The sequence below is a fragment of the Variovorax sp. Soil_C_19 genome (genome assembly GCF_057657255.1).
Genome location: NZ_JBDGIV010000025.1, coordinates 1 through 18,017 on the forward strand (window position 1 = coordinate 1; position 18,017 = coordinate 18,017).

The window sequence follows — 18,017 nt, forward strand, 5'->3', positions numbered from 1 at the left end:
CCGCGCTCTGCCTTGACCTGGTCGAGCACCCGCGTGACGTACAGCGCCGGGATCGAGGTGTCGACTGCGATCTGCACGGCCTCTTTGCTGCAGTCGTCCACGACCGTCAGCGTCTTCACGCGTCGGCCGCCGGCCAGTTCATCGAACACGAAGTCCATGCTCCACACCTCGTTGGGTTGCATCGGACGCACGAGCGGCTGGCGCTCGGGCACCGGCAGCTTCTTGCGTCGGCGCTTGCGCACCATCAGGCCTTCCTCACGGTAGACCCGGTACGTGCGCTTGACGTTGATCATCCAGCCGTCGATACGCAGCCGGCTGTGCAGCATTCGGTAGCCGTGGCGGCGATGCTGGCCCGCGAGCTCGTTCAGGCGCTCTCGCAGGCCGGCGTTGCCGTCGCCGCAAGGGCGGTAGCGCAGGGTGCTGGGGCTCATGCCCATCAGCTTCAGTGCCTGGCGCTCGCTCAGGCCCAACCCCTGCAACTGCCGCACGACCTCGCGTCGTGCCGCCACGGCCACTATTTTCCCTTCAGCACCTCGCGCATCGCGTCGACTTCGAGCATCGAGTTGGCCAGCAGGCGTTTGAGCTTGCCGTTCTCAGCCTCGAGCGCCTTCAGTCGCTGTGCGTCCGAGACGTTCATGCCGCCGAACTTGGCCTTCCAGCCGTAGTAGCTCGCCTCGCTGAAGCCATGCTTCCTGCAAAGCTCCTTGATGGGCAATCCCGCGTCCGCCTCGCGAAGGAAGCCAATGATCTGTTCCTCGGTGTATCGCTTCTTCATCGGTCCGATCTCCGTTTCGGGTTGATCGAACTCTAAATCGCGGTGCTACGGTTCTCCGGGGGCAGCGCAGCCTTATCGCCTGGCTTTGCGTTCTTGATCGCGGAGTCGTTGAGCAGCATGTTTCCCTTTGCTTGAATGGTCAGAAAACCATTTTGGGGGCAACACAAAGGGGGGGGGCAATTTTTTGCCCCCGAAGTTGCCCCCAAATACGCTGGATGCTGTCGGATGACGTTGGACAACGTCAGGCAAAGAAAAAGCCCTTAAGCGTTGATTCTTAAGGGCTTTTTCGTTGTTGCCAAACTACGTTGGCATAAAAAATGGGTGTGAAACCGATCTAAAGACGATCTGCAGGCCGCATGAATATTAGCTTCTGCCAGTTCGGAAAAACTTCCGTACCCCCTTTTGTACCCCCTCTTCCGACCTCTTCTAATGTGTTGCCTTTCCGCCTCATTGTTGGGGATTGGCGATCAGGTTGCCCAAATTTGCTCCTGGAAGCGGATCGGGAACTAGGGCATGGCTCGACGTATGGTGGCGTACTTTGACGGCGTCCGCTACAACCCTCCGCACGCAATCTCGAATCTTCTCACGGCAGGCCGCAGTGATCCATTGGTCGTGCTGACCGAGCCAAGGAAAAGGACCAACCGCTTCTCGGACGGTCAACAGATGAACGTGGCTACTCGGGCTGAAAGGTCACGAAGGTGACGTCACCCACGGTCCACTTCGCTCTGCCTTCAGGTTGATGCTCGTAGGTCGATTGAAGCTGCGGGATCTCCCGCAATCTATCAATTAGAGTACTGAGTCCGCAGCACGTCGGCTCTCGTGAAGCCATCTCAGCTGCGAGAAAAAGTTGAGGCCAACTCGCGTAGAGCGCATCTTGACGTGAAGCCAGATCCTTCAATTGATGGGCAAAGTGCCTGGCAATCACTGCCCGGTGAACTTGAAGCGGAGGAAATTCATTGGGAAGGCGTAGTGCGTTTCGCAGTCCATGGGTGCCAATCTGCTCGATCCACTCATCCACGGCCATCAGCCACTCCTGCGCCTGCCTTACCAAGCGTCCCCCACGAATGTGCTCTGCATGAAGGTTGAATCCATAGAGCTCTTGGTGCTTCAACTGGCAGAGCAGCACGACACCTGTCGCCTTCTCGACTACGACCAGATCGACATCAGTCAACATCTTTCCCGCAGCCTTGGCCTTCAGATTCTCGTAAAACTCGAGATCTTTGAATGCATTGCCGAGGATCCGCTTGGCGGCTCGCTGAAACGCGCTTTCCCTGCAGGCTTGGTTTCGGTCATATTCCTGCGGGAAGTGATACCGGAGCGCCTCCAAAAGAAACCGCACCGGCTCGCTTTTTGCCCCCATAAGACAACGAATGAACCCTTGATCCGAGCATTGAATGATCAAAGGTATCGGAGAACCAGGCGCCGACACAAGCTGCAGGCTGTGCCTGCCACAGGAAAGAACGTTGAATACGACCCTTGCACCGTCGACACTAAGCTCCTCAAAATCCTCATACACCGTCCCGAAGTGGTTCACCGCCTCCCTGAGGTCTGCCACGAAGGCATCAACATCCGAAGTTATCGTAAGAACATTCTCCAGTGCGATCGATCTGTCCTTTCTGACAAGTGCCTCTGCAAATCTCTCGTGTCTCATGTAGTTCGACACTAGAAAAGTGAGCCCGAGAACATAGCTCTGATAGCGTACACCTCCGAACTTCAGGCCATAATGAAAGGTATCGAAGCCTTCCTGCAATTGAATCTTTTGATAGGCCAAGCCGAAAAAGTAGTCGTCAAGTAAAGGATCGGCGTCGTATCCAATGAAGTGAGTTGCCCAAGGGCGGACCAAGGCAGACAGCTTTTCCTCTACCTCGTTTCCCAGTTCTTGACCGATTTTTGTCTGCCACGCACTTTGAAAACGATGGCTGGATTCCAGTATGAAGCCATCAAGAACATCTCTCTCGTGGCCCGACTCATTAGTCAGCTTTTCCGGCAACTCCACCTTGAATTCACCTTGCGCACCACGAGAAATCTGCCCCACTCCCATGGCTACAGACTGAGCAACACGACGACCGTGTTGAATCATTCCCAGAGCCGAAGCGGTCTCGAGCACAGCCTTTGACAATTCCGGCCACCTTCGAAACGACACGTATGGGACATCAAACGTTGGGCGTCCGCTGAGTGCGAGGTAGATCAGCCGAGTCACCCCAAGCTGTAGGATGTAATGGTGTTCCTGATGCTCGAAGCTTTGCTCTTCGGCACGCTGAATGTTGTAGCAGATCAAATCGAGCTCGCTCAGCGCGCATCTAAGTTGCAATCCAAGGCGATCTTCCGCCAGTCGAGGAACGAACTTGGCCTCCTCTTCATTCAACGCTTCGAAGAACTCGCGGACGGTACTCATGGGTGCATGATTTGCCGCGAGGCAAGACGCCTCTCTCCGCCTCGCCCGATGGATGAGCTATGCATTTTTCGCTAAGCCTTCCGCACGACCTCTCTCAAGAACTTCGAGAAGAATCGCGCACTGCTTTTCGGTGGGAAGCTTCGCAGGGATCTGCATGGCTATCCTGAGAACTCCGGCCTCCTTTGGCGTTAGAAGCCCCTTTTCGATCAGCACCTGATGAAGACGAGCCCACTCACCCGCAGGAACAGCCAGCACATGCCGCTGAGCTTCGATGCCGTTGTCGACCTTCTGGGTCTGCTTGGCAGATCTGACCTCCGCCGCCTGATCGTCAATCGACAGAAGCTGATCGTAGAACTCGGGCGCGAGCAGCTTCTCGACATCTTCAATACGCGTCTGCATCCGCGTCCAACAGGCTTCCCTCTTGCACCATTCGGAGATATTCGAGATACCAGCCGGCGGCCTGATGATGTCTTCGTTCACGACTCTGGAAACGACCGCAATGGAGCCTTCAAGCATGGCGTTGACGCCCTGTGCATTCCATATATCCGGAAAGTCCACGCACGCCTTCCTTCGCTTCGCAAGTTCGCTGAGCATGGACAGCGTGTAGGCCACTATGTTGGCCCGGTATCCGCCGTTGTACCAAGGCTGTGCAGACACGATCCGCTCGGTGGCGCGGAAGATGAGCCCGCGAGCGACCGCTCGCTTGAAATAGAACTCATTGAAACCGTCGGATGATTTTTCCCACTCGCCGCCGATCCGGGTTGCATATCGCGCAAAGTTCTTCTGGGAACCCAGGTTGACCCACCTGGGATGGTCATCCCAGACATTCTCGAACTTCGCCAGATCGGTCTTCGTGAACATCTGAGGTTTTGGATGTTCCACCTTGAAGCGGCGCTGCTCGCCAAGCGTGAGCTTCGATTGAGCGTCCGCATACTGTCCACGCGCACGTTCGTAGAACCACTTCGTCTCACGCTGCGCCCCCTTCTGCGCTGGCGCCCATATGCGTCTTGAGAACCCTTCCATCCGAACATGGAAGGGATGGTTCGAGAAGAAGTCTGCAGCATTCACCCGATTCTGTGTGTTCGCATATTCGGATATACGCGGAACGACCGTTTCGCTCTGTTGGCTGTCGATGACGGACAGTTTCATCTGAACGAATATCTGTGACAGATCGGCTCGGTCACGCTTTCTCGTATGAAAGAGTGATGCAGTGGTCTGGCCACCGTTTACGATTTGAAGGTCGAGCATTCTTGTGATCGCAAGACCAGCATCTGTCGTCTTGGTTTCGATGCTCTGCGCAGTCGCCGTGACCCCATTGTTGTAGGCAAAGAACATCCCCGGCTCATTCAGGATCGTTGCCCTTATGCCCTGATTTACGTTTCCTCGTGCCTGAAGAAACGTTCGCACATTCTGTTCGAGCAGTCGGGCGCCGAATCTCTCGTACAGGGCCGCCAGCACTTCGGCCGGCATGACCATCAGATATGACTGGTAGGCCTCTGCACCGAGGTGAGCAGGAAGGCAGGAGATGCCCTTGCCGAACATCTGCTCGAAATCCAGGTCGAGCGGCTCCTTGTGACCGCGAGAGCTCCGCTGACGATGGAGGCGTGAAATGTCCCAGATGTGGTGGCTGGCAGGTACTCCCGCCACCTCCGTGTCGGGGACGGCCTGGATCTTTTCGCTCAGAGCGCGCTCGGAGAAGAGCACAAGATTGAGTTGGCGGATCGAGCCTTTCCGATCGGCAATCTGCCGAGCAAGCCCGTAGCCTGGCGACGTGACCTCAAGTTCCCCTGCCAATCCCTTGTTGGTGCTCGCCTCGAAGAAGTTGGTGACACGCTTGAACGTGGCCACCACATCCGTCCGAGTCAGGGATGCGAGCTCGCCGCGGGAATCGAAGTCCGCAATGAAAAGATCCAGGACCCCGTCATCATTGAACCAGTAGCCATCCACGCGCATTCCGCGCGGTGCCTTGAAGTCACAGAGTTCGAAGCCCTCGACGAATCCCGTCTCGATCAACTCATTCGCAACGGTTTCCATGAATTCGGACAGTTGAAAGCTGCCATTCGCTTCCGCACTGGCCAGCAGTTCCTGCCGGAAGTCATGGAAGAATTCCTCGCTGCTCTGCTCCATCAGTCCCCTCCAAAGACGGCTGCACCGTCGCATTCGTACGGTGTGAGGTTCTCCAACCTGATGTCGTAGGCCACCCTGGCGATCCCCGTCGACAGTTGCGACCGCATCAGACGCGGAAACCCATCCTGGACACGATAAGTGGTCACGCTGCCGATCACGAACCTCGGCTCGTCATAGTCAGGCAGCGGCGCGTAGCCATGCGCCACCAGCTTGCGATCGAATGCCTCGACGGCCTCCGCTTCGCCGAGTCGTGCCTGAACGTCAGCGACGGCTGCGTTGAGCGACCGGGCGCCTGCTGCATCCGGCAGATTGCTCAGCCGGTAGATGCGCAGGAACAATGCATCATTGAGAGATTCGAGCTGGTCCTCCGACGAGATGCGAACAGTACTGCGTTCGGCTCCCGAGAGCGACTTGATCTCCACGGCCGTGTTGCCGAAGATGAAGTCCTGATGGGACTTGTCCGGGCCGAGCCAGGCTTCGAGCGCTGCCACGGCTGGAACAGGCCGGTCCAACAGCTCCAGCAGGAAGGTGATCTCGGCAAAGAGGCCTCGGACCTCCTCGGCAGACAGGTGCTGACCTCGCCCGGACAGAAAGGTCTTCCATCGACGGAGATGCGCCAGTGCAACGGCGAGCGAACTCACGGAATCGGTCGCGTGCTCCAGCGCGGAAGCGAGAGTACGGCAGAGCCCCTCGAAGAGATCTCGGTCGACCTCCTTCTCCAGGGCGAGAACCAGGCGCTGCCGACCTGCATCGCCGCCGCGAAGATCCACGTCGATGCCGTTCACAGTCACGGCATTCTTCCGATACTGCCCCGTGTGATCGCCCTGCAACTCGACGATAAAGAGGCAGGCACCGTTTCTGTCCCTTCCCCAGAAGCATGGCACGACCGTCTTGCCCATGACTTGGCGGACATTGAAGTCCGCCCCCGGAACGCCGATGCCATCCCACGGTGACGACTCAGGCATCGTAGTCCTCCTCTTCGTCGGGGTCGTCCGGTACACCCTGCATCCGCTCCAGCCATACCCGGTTTGCGACGACCTCGATCTCGGTCCCGTAGTGGCCGGGCGGGAAGCTGACGCCGAAGGCAGCGACAGGACCCTTGACCTTGTCATCGCCGTGCGGATCAAGGCTGTGAATCATGAGGAGGGGCTTCCTTCGAACCTCGCGGTAGTGGGTATCCGAGGCCGCAACCGGGCTGTCTCCTGACGCAGCTGCGGCCTCGGCCGCCGCTTTCTGTTCCTCGGCAAGGCCCAGCTTCTCGTCTCCGCGCGAGGCCACTCGATCCTTGTTCAGCCGCCAGGCGGAGCCTTGGCGATCGCCGACAACGCGGGACTGGCCGTTCAACGTATGCGGCTTGCCGTTCCCATTGCCCGGCGAGATCAGCAGCACATCGCCGACTGCATGCTGGTCGGCGAGAGTGCGCAGATAGGCGACGATATCCGCCTTGCGATCGGCGAACTGGCTGTGCGCCTGAAAGGCGATCAGGAAGTCCTCGATCCGCTCGGTGTCGACGTCGCGGAAGATCACCCCCTTGCCAGTGTCCATCGGCTCACGGCCGCCGAAGCCTTCACGCCAGGATTGCTCGATCAGGGCAAAGTTCGCCTCATTCACATCGCTGTCGGTGGAAACGATGTAGCTCTCCAGCATGCGGCCGCTGAAGTTCTGTCGGAATTTCACCTTCTCGCCGGCGCGCATCTTGTTGGCGGCAGTGATCAGTAGGCTGTCGGGGTGGGCTAGGACATAGAGCCCGAACTGGCGCGGACTGAGCCCATCGCGACGCATGCGCTTGACCTGCTGAGTCAGTTCTTCGGCCGCCAACGCGATGTGCGAATACCAATTGATGGAATCACGCGAAAGATTGACGCGGCAAAGATCCTCGAAGCCCGGTCGATAGCCAAACCAGCGGCCCATTTGCATGAGCGTGTCGTACATCTTCGTGTTGCGGTACATGTAGCTGACCGTCAACCCCTCGATGGTCAGGCCACGGGACAGACTCAAACCACCGACGGCGATGGCTGTGAGCCCGACTCCCTCCTTTTCATACTTTGTGAAGTCGAGCACCTCGTCGCTCTTGCTGTTGATGACGTAGAGGTGGAGATGTTCGAACACACCGTCGAGCGCGGTCTTGACCTGCTCCCAGGTGAACCCGGCATCGGCATACTCGTCGTCGAATGCCTGTCTCAGGCTCCGCATGTAGACGTTCGCGGAGGATGCGGACTCGGGCATCTTGTAGTTGGCCCGCACGGCCTCTCTTATCTTCTTCTCTCGCAGGCTGAGGAACTCCCGCACCGCCCGCTGCACGGGCACGAAACGCGAAACATTGACCATCATCGAGCAGTGCTTGCTCGCCTGCCCGCGCAGGTTCCGGATTGCGCGCGCCACGATGAATCCGTCCATGGCGCGATACAGGCTCGGAGGTAGTTCGGCGATCGGATGGTCCCTCTTGTGCGCATAGGGAATGAGGTCTTCGCAATCGTCGATCGGTCGCACGATCGACTGGCTGGACTCCTCGTTCAGGAACACCTTCTCTGCGCCAAAATAGGTCGTCGGCGCGTCGAGGCAATAGATGAAGTCGCGCGGAAACAGTTCATCCCGAACGTCATCATCGTAGGAATCGGGGTTGATGAAGATGTTCGCGAAAGGAGTGGCGGTATAGCCGACGTAGCAGGATTTCGCGAAGAGACCAAGAATGCGCCGGATCATGGCATTCGTGCGCGTCGGGTCGAGATCTTCCTTGTTCGTGTTGATGGACGCGTTGTCGGCTTCGTCGTCGATCAGCAACATCGGCACATCGGAGATCCGTCCGTCTCCAGAGGCGTTGAGCTCCTTGAGCCACTTGTGAAGCGCGGTCAGCGTGGTGACGTTCTTCTTGATGACAAGAATGATCGGCTTGCTGAAATCGTTGATCTTCCAGCCGCTCTTGGCGGCCGTGTTCTTGTTGAAGTCCTCGTTGATGTTCGTCAGGGTTGCCGGATGCGGGTAGCCGGGGTCCAACCCGACGCCGATCGTCTTGCGATCCTCAGGGTCGCTCGATCGGCCGATGAAGGCTTCGTCAACCCGCTCCTGCGTCTGCTTGCGCAGGTTGTTGTGAATGCCGGCGGTGACGATGATGAACTTGTAGCCGGCGTCGGCCGCCCTCGCAATCAGTCCGGTGTAGTTGGCGGTCTTGCCTGACTGCACGTGGCCGATGACAAGGCCACGACGATTCCAGTTCGTCCCCTCGCTCTTCGGATCCTGCAGGTGCCCAAGAATCCGACCCGTCACGTCGCTCAGCGATTGCACCATCCGAGGTGGCCATCCTTCCTCGCGCAGGAATTTCCCGTAGGCGTTCGCATAGGTCCAGGTGAGGTCCTCACGCTTGCGAACCCACTGGTCGTCATGCTTCGCGGCGGGATCGACCAGCGACACGCCGGCCCCCATGCGCGTGTCAACCGAGATCATCGCCTCGGTGATGATGTTCCGGAGATCGCCCGTATATCCGAAGAGTTCGGCGATCTGTTCCGCTTTTTTCTCGACCTGCTCGCGCGTCGGCGTCTCCTTCATGTTGGCGAGACCCGAGATGAGCGCATTCGCGATATTCCGTTCTTCGGTGATGACTGGTCCGCTCATGTGAAGGCCTCGTTGATAAATGTCTTGGCCGCCTCGATCTGGCCCTCGAACAGATGGGTGGATCGCACAATCTGAAGAAATGCGTCCGGGTCGCCTGGTCCGTCGCCGTAGAGCACCTGCTTGAGACTTCTCAGGCGGTCAATCGTGAGGTCGTGGTCGACTGCCGCTTGGCTCACCTCCCGGGGATGCGTCGAGTAGTCGGAGTAGATCATCTCGACGGGGAGGGAGGCTGCGATTGAGTCGAGCAGAACCCGCAGTGAATTCGCGTCCTCGGGCTTCAACTTTGTGCTCAACGAGAGGATGAGAGGGTGCTGCGCATTTATCGCAAACCGAATGCCCCCATGGTCCGCGTAACGCTCCCACAGCGGCGCATCGCTCTCCTGGAAGAGCTTCTTGCCGCGGCCGCGATGAACGGTCACGCTGCGGGCAGTGATTCTGGCAATGATCTGGCGCAACCTCTCCCGCACTGCGTGGGGCGGGCGGGCACGCGACTTTTTGATGTCGATGGTCCAGGCTTCGTCCAGACTGTTGGGAAAGTCGATCTGAACCCTGGCCAGCTTCGTAGCTTCCCCCTTCGGCACCAACCGGAACCAGTCACCCCACGCCATCAGACGGCCATTCCGGTAGATGTAGGCACCCTGATTCGAAATGAAGTCGCTGCGGCTCTGATAGAAGTCATACTCGCGCGCGGTCAGCCTGGTGTGATGCGGCAGGACGTACGGCTGCAGACGAACTTCGGCTTCACCGATGCGGACAACCTCCTCCGGAAGCAACTGAGTGGCCGGGTTCTTTCGGCAGAAGGGATCGAAAGCCTCGACCGCATGGCCATTGACCGCGATGGAAATCCTTGGATAGCCCTTGACGTCACCTGCGAGAAATCGATGAAAGACAAGCGATAGATGCCTGCCCAGGGCATCCAGCTTCTCGCTGATGATCTCCCCCCGACGGTCGCCAGCTTCGTCTTCAGAGAATCGATCGAGCTCGCGCCAGACAACAGCGGTACCGTGCCCGCCGATGCGATCGAGGTATGGCAGCGCACTGATATCCGCATCGTCCAGGATGGACAGGATCCATTCGTCGGCGGCATCGATGCGATCGAGGTTCCATTCTGCTCCGCAGAGCACTCCTTCCCTCGCGCTGACGACTGTCAACGACCGGCACTGCGAGAAGGATGCCGTCTTCAGCCCGAGACCAAAACGTCCCAGATCCCGTGGTGACCGCTGCTGCCTTGGGTTTGTCGTCCCGTGGCGCATCGCATCGAGGAGTTCTCGCTCTGTCATTCCTCTCCCGTTGTCCAGAATGGCCACCAAAGGCTGCGCCCCGGACAGGTCGCAAATGATGTCGATGGCAACTGCGCCTGCAGTAATGCTGTTGTCGATCAGATCGGCAATCGCCGTCTCAAGCGAGTACCCCAGATCGCGCATCGACGCTGAAAGGCATGCAGCACTTGGCGGATGATAGTGATCGCGCGCCATCAGTCTCCCCCTCGCGACTTCTCGTGGATTGGGCTCATGGCAGGCTTCCAACTGCAGCACCCGGCGCTGGCTTTTCCAGGAATGAATGTTGCGTTGTAAGCTTGCGATCGCCGCCGCAAACACCCATGCATAACGCACCCAAACCGATGCAGCGCCTTCCGACCACTCCTCAGCGCAGCCGCATGATGTCGAGCATTCGGGGGAAGAACACGTGGCCTGAACGGATGCTTCGCTCCCTTCTGTTCGCCAGGGGATTCCGGTACAGGCTTCATGTACGAAATCTGCCGGGCTCTCCGGATCTGGTGTTCCCGAAACACCGGGCAGTGATATTCGTTCATGGCTGTTTCTGGCACAGGCACGAAGGCTGTCGGTACACCACCACGCCAAAGGCGAACAGCGAATTCTGGAAGCAGAAATTCCAGGGAAATGTCGACCGGGACACGCGCCATGCAGCGGTGCTTCGCGACCTTGGATGGCGTGTGGCTGTCGTCTGGGAATGCTCCCTGAAGCAGTCGATCGATCACACCGCGCAGATCGTTGAGGAATGGCTGCATGGCAATGAGGCCTGCCTGATCGTCGGCTCTAGTTCGCTTCCGCAAGCAGCGGAATCTGAACCTGCCTCGCCGGCAGCTGACACGCGGTAGCCGTCCGACTCTTCCGCGGAGAGTCACCGATTTCTCTCCGCTTCTTTCTGTTCATCTGATTCAGCAGGCCACGCACTACCTTCGCCAATTTGTGGGCCAACAACGGCGGAACTGCATTCCCAACCTGGGTGTACTGCTCGGTGCGATTGCCCGCAAAGAAGTAGTTGTCGGGAAACGTCTGGAGGCGTGCGGCCTCCCTGACCGTCAGGCTTCTGCACTGAGCAGGGTCGTAGTGGATGTAGTAGTGGCCATCCTTGGCAATGTGCGCCACCACGGTGGCAGCCGGCTCATTCCTGCATTGAACCCGGAAGCGATCTTTGAATGGAATGGCCTCGGTTCCTCGTTCAACATGCACATTGATGTGATCGGGAAGCAGCTTGGGTGGAAAAACATCCAGTCGCGGCGAGTAACCCCAGGAATGCGCGAAGCAGGCCGAGAAGAGATATCGGGCAAGATCCGAGTCCATGTGGGATCGAGCCTCATGCTGACAGACCCCTCCAAGACTTCTGTCGTGGAGCCAGTCCTGCAGTTCAGTGGACTTCTTCGGCCGCCGGTAGTCTCGGGCAATGAATGCTCCCCCGGTCGTCGTAGTTGTCGCCGCGGCGGCAAACACTCGCATCGTTTCGATCATGCTGTTCTCGTTATCCGTTCGCCATCCCTTGACGTAGGCTGGTGCTGCCTGAACGGCCTTGCGCCATGCCTCGAGTGAGTCGCCACGGGACAGACGGCTTCGAATGCGCGGAAGGTCATCGATGGTCTGCCTGACCGTGACAGGCCTTGGGACCGGCGTCAGCAACTGGTGCCGAGGCAGTCCGGCGTCCTTCCTGACACCGAGGAGAATCACTCGATGCCTGTTCTGTGGAATCCCGTAGCGCTCCGAGGGGATGACGTAGTCGACGGGCTCCAGGCTCTCGCCGTCGCCGGCCTTGATGAAGGAGCGGATCTCGTACTCGAGCCCTTCGGCAGGCCTCGAGATATCTGCAATGATCCTTTCGAACATCGGATTGCCGGAGTGCTGCGAGGACAACAGTCCCTTCACGTTCTCCATCACGAAGACGGTGGGCCGGTGGACCCTGATGATCCTCAGGTATTCCTGGTAAAGAAAGTGCTTTTCGTCCTTGTGGAAGCTCTTGTCATTGGCACGTCTTGAGCGGCCTGCAAGAGAGTACGCCTGACAGGGTGGCCCGCCGATCAGCACCCAGGTTTCCTGCCCCTGCAACGCCGCTCGGATTTCGTTGTCGATCCCATTTTCGTCGGACTGCCCCAGTTCCAGGCATCTGGCCTCGGTTTCCGCATGCGCAAAGGCAGCGGCGACGGCAGGAACGCTGCGAAAGGCCATCTCGTCGATTTCGCCGCGTATGTAGCTGTAGTAGTGCTTCACATCCTTGGTTCCACGGAGACGCCTGAACACCGCACGCAGAGTCAGCGTTCGATGAGCGACAGGATTCTTCTCGATGGAGAGACCGATCTCGAAAAACGCCTTCCCGCCGTGCCCCTTGAGAGAGGCAAATCCTTCGCCAAGCCCCCCCGGTCCTGCAAAGAGATCAATTATGGGAATCGGCATGCTCTACCTTATTGGTGTTCAATTTGTGCGAGGAGTCGTTCAATGACGTCGCTGGCCTCGCGCTGGCGCAACGCCCTCGCCTCTCGCTGCTCAGGCTCATCGCCTTCGCCCAACTCAAACTTGGCCACCGCGACCGGACCGTCCTTGCGGTAACCCTCGGTCTCTCCAACCTGCGCAAATCGGGCACGCAACAGGTCCAGCGCGTTTTTCACAACATCGCTGTGCTTGCCTTCAAGCGCCTGGCGAAACGCCCGCGCCACCGCGTCGGTACCTTCGGAGGCATGCTCCAGGCAATAGATCAGGTCATGCGCATCCTTGCGCTCGAAACGCTGGTCGAACGCGAACGCCTTCAAGCAGGTGAAGCTGATCAGGTTGGCATGCTTGATCTTTTCGACAGCAATCCCGTCACCGCCCAGCAGCTCTGCCTCGATCTCGGTGACCTCATGCAGGTCGAAAACAATCGACGAGTGCGGGATGTTGATGGCCGAGATCGTCCCGTCGGTCGGCAAGGGTTGCACCCGGCCTCCGGCAATCTCGGGTGCGTCCGCCAGAAACTCGAGCACCATGAGCGCACCATGCTCGGTGCGGGTCTGCCAGCGCCAAGAGAGCTTTTGCTGCCTGTCGTTCTCGGCACGTTCGAAGCCCATCTTCTTCAAGTTCTCTTCGAGCGTGTGATACGCATCCGTGTTGGCCAGTATCTGCAGATCGATCACGATGTCGACATCCATCGTCCCTGCATGCGCCGGTACGACGGGAGGCCGAGCCTTCACCAGATAACGCGGCGTGAGCCCGCCGACCAGATAGACCGATTCCTTCCATGGCCCCAATCCGCGCAGCAGCGTCACGAGGACGCGTTCGCAGTCGAGCGTGTACTGGTCGCTGTAGCCGTCGAGCGTTGCGGGCTTGACCATTCAGAATCCGATCCTTTCCCGGCGCAGGTGCTCGGCCATCTCCTTGGCGCGACCTTCACCCCGCAACAGGTCGAGGTAGACCTGCACTGGGCTCGCCAGCCACACACCATCAACCTGCTCGCGGAACAGCAGCTCCCCCGCAGTCTTCGTCTCGATGATGACAAGGTTCGCCCCCTCGGTGACGACGCGCGCATCCAGTTCTGCCAGCGCGGACTCGCCCCCCGCTCCCGGCAACAGCCGAGTGCGCACCTGCGAGATGCCGGACAGGAACGGTGCATAGCGCTGCGCGGCAGCCTCGTAGCTCACCGCGTAGGCGGCCTGATGCACGTCGAGGACTTGGCCCAGGCGCTGGAGCAAGGCATCGGACTTCAGACCGGGGACGTAATGGCGGCGCAGTACTGGCGCAGGCGAGCCAGCGAGCTGCTGGGTCCAAGCATCCAGCAACTCGCCGGGTTCCCGCAGATGGCGCTCCTTGCCCGGACCCTGCCCACGGGATTCGAGCCAATCGAAGCGATCGAGCTCACTCAGCACATCGGAGGCGGTGGACGGTGCTACTTGCGCCCGCTCTGCCACCTCGGTGACGCCGAACCAGTCCTGATGGTGAATCAGGAGCGCATGCAGCACCTGCGCGCGGCGCCCGGAAAAAAGCGACCGCACCGATTTCTCAAGGGACTTCGGTGGCGGCCTGTCGATGTACACATAGGCCCCCGGAGCCGGCAGGAACAGACTGCCACCGCTGTCGTAGTAACCAACGCACTCCGACTTGAGCAAGTCCTTCGCGCCCGGTGAAAGGGACTCTGCAACCAGCAGATGTTGGACATCGGGCGGGTATGCCTGACGCAGCGCCTTGAATTGCCACAGCACTTGACGCACATCCCGGGGATACGCGGTCTTTTTCGCCTCGACCAATAGGACGATCGGCTTGCCAGCAACGTTAAGATGGATCTCGGCATCGACTCTGTAGGGGCCCTCCGGAGCCGCCTCCCGCACGCCCATCTCGGCGCGCACATCCGGCAGTTCCCGGAGTGCATCCAAGAATCGCTCGATCAGTGCGTGTTCGGCGGTGGTGGTTTCGGTCATGTCACGGGTTATTCTCTGCCCAGCGAATAATACTATTTTTACGAATATTCGGCAATAAGAGCATTTTCGCTGTTCAGCGAAAATGCTGGACCCGATCTGAACACATTGGGCGTTGGCAGCGTGACAGGGGTGAAACTGGACAAGACACAGTTTTCTTAAGCACCGCCTTCAGTTGCGGAGCTCTGCGGCATTCCGGTCCGATCAGGTCGCTGTGCAGCGTTGCCCCTGCTCTGCTTGAACCCCCTGTCCCGCGTCATGAACGCTTCGAGCATGTGCGGCACCAGCGCTGCGGCATCCACCCGCTCGCCGTAGGTCTGCGCATGCAGCGCCGCGTAGCGGTCCAACGTCGCCTTCAGCTCCGCCGACAGGGTGACGGTGAGCTTGACAGGCTCGCTCTTGGGCAGCGGCCCCAGCCGCAGCTTGGCTGTGCTCATTGCAATTAACCCCGCTGGAAAAACAAGGGCTGGTAGGGCCGCAGGATCAAGTCCTTGTTCACCATAACGCGCATCGGAAAGCCAGGCCGGATCGTGAGTGTCGGCTGGACGCTGAGGTTGCGCTTGGTGATCTCCTGCCCGATCTGGTTCACCGTGTCCTGCGCACTTTCACGGCCGGCGATGATCACGCGGTCGCCGGTACCGCCGCTGTTCGTGCGGGTCTCTGGAGCGGCCAGTTCGGCTCCGATACCCAACAGCGTGGACAGCGCGGCGCCCGCGAGGATGCGGTCCCAATGCCAATCGACGCCGTCCTCGAGTCCGGCATAGCCGGCGGGGTCGATGCCCGGTAGCCGATCCAGCGCTACTGATGACGTGTCCGGCAGGATCAGCCGCGTCCAAACCAGCAGCACGCGCCGCTGTCCGAAGGCTACCTGACTGTCGTAGCGGCCGATCAGGCGCGAGCCCTGCGGAATCAGCAGGTGACGGCCGGAGGCGGTGTCGTACACCGCCTCGGTCACAGTGGCGATCACCTGCCCCGGCAGGTCGGAGTTGATGCCCGTGACCAGCGCGGCCGGAATGATGGTGCCGGCCATGACCTGGTACGGCGAGGCCGGCAATTGCAGGCCGCCGGGGTTGCGCGTGGCCACGTCGGCTGCCTTGGCGACGAAAGCCTCCTTTTGGTCCTGACGGTTCTGCACCGCAGTGGGATCTGCCGGCTGCGCCGCTGCCGGCGCCGTGACACCGGTCAGCGCATCGAACGGTTGGGCCGTACGTGCCTCGCCGGAGGGCGCGGCCTGAGCAGGCTTGGCACCTGCGCTGCCACCCGTCGCGCGAAAAAACACCCCCGAGCGCGCTGCCTCTTCGGCCGCCAGCTGCGCCGCATGCGCCGGGTCGACACCGCCGCCCGGCACGCGCGTCTCCATCGGCTGCTGCGACTTCACGATGGCCGGTCCCAGGTCGCCCGGCAGCGGCTCGCCCAGTTGGGGTACGGCAGGCCGTGCCGGTAGCCCGGCGTAGTCCTTCGGCAATTGGTCCAGGCTCTCGGCCTTGGCCACGCGATCGACGTTGTACAGCTCGGCCGCTGCATTGCGCTCGCGCTTGTGCGGCTGCAGCGACCACAGCGTCGCGCCGAGCACCATGGCGGCCAGCGCGCCGGCGATGACCGCCAGCATGCGGCGATTCAGCCGAACCACCGGTCGCGGCGATGCGCGCAACGCCATCGTCTCGGGATCGGCCTTCGGCGGAACAGCGGCAGCTTCGCTCATGATCCGCTGCCCCCACCTGCGCGCACCACGCCGTCGCTGCGCTCGATGCGCACCACCTCGGCCTTGCCGCCCTTGTAGCCGCCCAGGCGCAGCTCAGCCGCGCCGAACAGGCGATCCACCACGTAGTACGGCGCCCGGAAGCGGTAGTTCACGAGTTGGCCATCGCCTTGCGGTCCGATGACGAACAGCGGCGGCAGCTCGCCCTGCGCGATGCCGCCAGGGAACTGGATGTAGACCTTCTGTCCATCGTCGAAGGCTCGCAGCGGCTTCCACGGCGGGCTGTCGCCGCCGATTGCATAGCGGAAGCGAATGTTTTCCAGCGACAGGCCCGCATCGACGGGCGCGGCCGCTTGCGCTTCGCGCGCCTGCTTCTGCAGCGCCAGCATGCGGTCCTTCGGGTAGTCCCAGGAAACCGAGGCCATCCAGGCCTGTGGCGTCGAGGTCAACTCGACCAGATAGGTGCGCCGGTTGGTCGTGATGACCATGTTGGTCTTCAGCCCCGTGCGCGTGGGCTTGACCATCACGTTCACGCGCTGGGCCGACCCGGTGCCGCTGGTCGTGTCGCCCACGATCCAGCGCACGGTGTCGCCGGCCGAGACCGTCACCAGTTCCTCGCCCTCCTGCAGCGCAACAACGGTGACCCGGCCAGGGCTCGTATAGACCTGGTACAGCGCGCCGTCGGTGAAGGGCCAGACCTGGATTGCGTTGACGTAGCCCTCGCGTGAAGGCGCGATGCGGGCTTCGTCGTTGGCCTTGGCCACGCGCAGCTTCTCGTCGACAGGCTCGGGCGCTGCCGGTGGGGCATCTGCAGCCGGCAGCGCCTTCATCTGCGCCGGCAGCGGCAAGGGCTTGGCGACCTCCACCACTTCGACCGGCGCGGGTGGATCGGGCAGACGCTGCGCCTGCACCGGTTCGTCCAGCGTGATCGTGGGCGGCGGCTTGCCCTGCGTCGCGCAGCCGGAGAAACCGGCGATCAGCATTGCCGGCAATACGTAAAGGCGCAAATGGGAGATCGGTTGGTTCATGGCTTCTTTACTCCTTCGTTGGCATCGAGTTCCCGGCTCCACGACAGCCCGTTGACGTAGATGCCCAGGGGGTTCTTGCGCAACCGTTCCTCGGTGCGCGGCGGCTGCAGCACGATGGACAGCACCGCGGTCCAGCGCTCGGTGGTGGCCGGTGCGCCGTTGACGTAGGCCCGCTCGATCCAGCGCACCTGGAACGACGAATCGCTGGCGCGCACGACACTGGTGACTTCCACCGCCACCGAGTTCTGGCCGATTCGCGAGAACGGATCGTTGGTGCGCGCGTAGTCGTTGAGCGTGGCGGCGCCCCGGTCGGTGGCGTAGTCGTAGGCTTCGAGCCAGTTGCGCCGCACGACGATGGAGTCGATGGAGAGGGACCGCACATCGTTGATGAAGCGCGCAAGGTGGTGCGCGATCTGCGCATCGCCCGGCCGGTACGGCGTGGCGGCCTCGCCGACTGTGCGCACCTGACCCGCCTGGTCGACCTCGATCACATAGGGGGTGACGATGGACTGCGCGGAGCGCCAGACGAGGCCGCCGGCCATCAACAGCGCCAGCGTGAGGCAGCCGAAGGCCATCAGGCGCCAGTTCTTCGCCTGCACGCGGGCAGAGCCGATTCGCTCGTCCCACGCCTGCGCGGCGGCCTGGTAGGGGGTGACGGGCGCCGGCGTATCTGCGTAGCGCACCAGGGGTCGTTTGAATCTCATGAAGGGTTC

General features: G+C 60.6%; 13 protein-coding genes and 3 pseudogenes. 1 reads left to right on the plus strand and 15 read right to left on the minus strand.

What is annotated here, in order from left to right; translation table 11 throughout:
* Window positions 1-68: 68 nt before the first annotated feature.
* The 8 genes and pseudogenes from AC3A6R_RS26360 to AC3A6R_RS26395 all read right to left on the minus strand — a co-directional run.
* Window positions 69-281, minus strand: a pseudogene (locus tag AC3A6R_RS26360) (IS3 family transposase); the annotation flags it as partial.
* Window positions 282-437, minus strand: a pseudogene (locus AC3A6R_RS26365) (hypothetical protein); the annotation flags it as partial.
* Between the two features lie 33 nt (window positions 438-470).
* Window positions 471-775: pseudogene (locus AC3A6R_RS26370) on the minus strand (transposase); the annotation flags it as partial.
* Between the two features lie 673 nt (window positions 776-1,448).
* Window positions 1,449-3,170, minus strand: coding sequence for a hypothetical protein (locus AC3A6R_RS26375; protein WP_487866060.1), 1,722 nt, complete (start codon window positions 3,168-3,170; stop codon window positions 1,449-1,451).
* A gap of 57 nt (window positions 3,171-3,227) precedes the next feature.
* The gene (locus AC3A6R_RS26380) at window positions 3,228-5,297 is read right to left on the minus strand and encodes an AIPR family protein (protein WP_487866061.1); all 2,070 of its coding nucleotides are present in this window, start codon (window positions 5,295-5,297) and stop codon (window positions 3,228-3,230) included.
* Window positions 5,297-6,262 (minus strand): PD-(D/E)XK motif protein, encoded by a 966-nt coding sequence (locus tag AC3A6R_RS26385; protein WP_487866062.1) that lies wholly within the window; start codon window positions 6,260-6,262, stop codon window positions 5,297-5,299. Before AC3A6R_RS26385 ends, AC3A6R_RS26380 begins: the two co-directional genes overlap by 1 nt.
* Window positions 6,255-8,906 carry a Z1 domain-containing protein gene (locus tag AC3A6R_RS26390; protein ID WP_487866063.1) on the minus strand — a complete coding sequence of 884 codons (2,652 nt, stop codon included), beginning with the start codon at window positions 8,904-8,906 and terminating at the stop codon, window positions 6,255-6,257. The genes AC3A6R_RS26385 and AC3A6R_RS26390 overlap by 8 nt, the downstream gene beginning before the upstream one ends.
* Window positions 8,903-10,519 carry an ATP-binding protein gene (locus tag AC3A6R_RS26395; RefSeq protein WP_487866064.1) on the minus strand — a complete coding sequence of 539 codons (1,617 nt, stop codon included), beginning with the start codon at window positions 10,517-10,519 and terminating at the stop codon, window positions 8,903-8,905. Before AC3A6R_RS26395 ends, AC3A6R_RS26390 begins: the two co-directional genes overlap by 4 nt.
* Window positions 10,520-10,527: 8 nt before the next feature.
* On the opposite strand from AC3A6R_RS26395, the gene AC3A6R_RS26400 reads away from it, so the two are divergent.
* The gene (locus tag AC3A6R_RS26400; RefSeq protein WP_487866100.1) at window positions 10,528-11,025 is read left to right on the plus strand and encodes a very short patch repair endonuclease; all 498 of its coding nucleotides are present in this window, start codon (window positions 10,528-10,530) and stop codon (window positions 11,023-11,025) included.
* Here AC3A6R_RS26400 and AC3A6R_RS26405 read toward each other — a convergent pair.
* The 7 genes from AC3A6R_RS26405 to trbF form a co-directional block, all read right to left on the minus strand.
* Complete coding sequence (locus AC3A6R_RS26405; RefSeq protein WP_487866065.1) at window positions 10,964-12,589, minus strand: DNA cytosine methyltransferase; 1,626 nt, start codon at window positions 12,587-12,589, stop codon at window positions 10,964-10,966. The two genes, AC3A6R_RS26400 and AC3A6R_RS26405, sit on opposite strands and share 62 nt — an antisense overlap.
* Window positions 12,590-12,597: 8 nt before the next feature.
* The gene (locus tag AC3A6R_RS26410; protein WP_487866066.1) at window positions 12,598-13,500 is read right to left on the minus strand and encodes an antitoxin; all 903 of its coding nucleotides are present in this window, start codon (window positions 13,498-13,500) and stop codon (window positions 12,598-12,600) included.
* Window positions 13,501-14,580 carry a hypothetical protein gene (locus AC3A6R_RS26415; RefSeq protein ID WP_487866067.1) on the minus strand — a complete coding sequence of 360 codons (1,080 nt, stop codon included), beginning with the start codon at window positions 14,578-14,580 and terminating at the stop codon, window positions 13,501-13,503.
* A 155-nt stretch (window positions 14,581-14,735) separates the two neighbouring features.
* Window positions 14,736-15,014, minus strand: a complete 279-nt coding sequence (locus AC3A6R_RS26420; protein ID WP_487866068.1) for a DUF2274 domain-containing protein — start codon at window positions 15,012-15,014, stop codon at window positions 14,736-14,738.
* Window positions 15,015-15,019: 5 nt separating this feature from the next.
* Window positions 15,020-16,279: a TraB/TrbI/VirB10 family type IV secretion system protein gene (locus AC3A6R_RS26425; protein WP_487866069.1), complete on the minus strand. Its 1,260-nt coding sequence runs from the start codon at window positions 16,277-16,279 to the stop codon at window positions 15,020-15,022.
* Window positions 16,276-17,304, minus strand: a complete 1,029-nt coding sequence (trbG, locus tag AC3A6R_RS26430; RefSeq protein WP_487866070.1) for a P-type conjugative transfer protein TrbG — start codon at window positions 17,302-17,304, stop codon at window positions 16,276-16,278. Before trbG ends, AC3A6R_RS26425 begins: the two co-directional genes overlap by 4 nt.
* Window positions 17,301-18,008 (minus strand): conjugal transfer protein TrbF, encoded by a 708-nt coding sequence (gene trbF / locus AC3A6R_RS26435; RefSeq protein WP_487866071.1) that lies wholly within the window; start codon window positions 18,006-18,008, stop codon window positions 17,301-17,303. The genes trbG and trbF overlap by 4 nt, the downstream gene beginning before the upstream one ends.
* Window positions 18,009-18,017 lie beyond the last annotated feature (9 nt).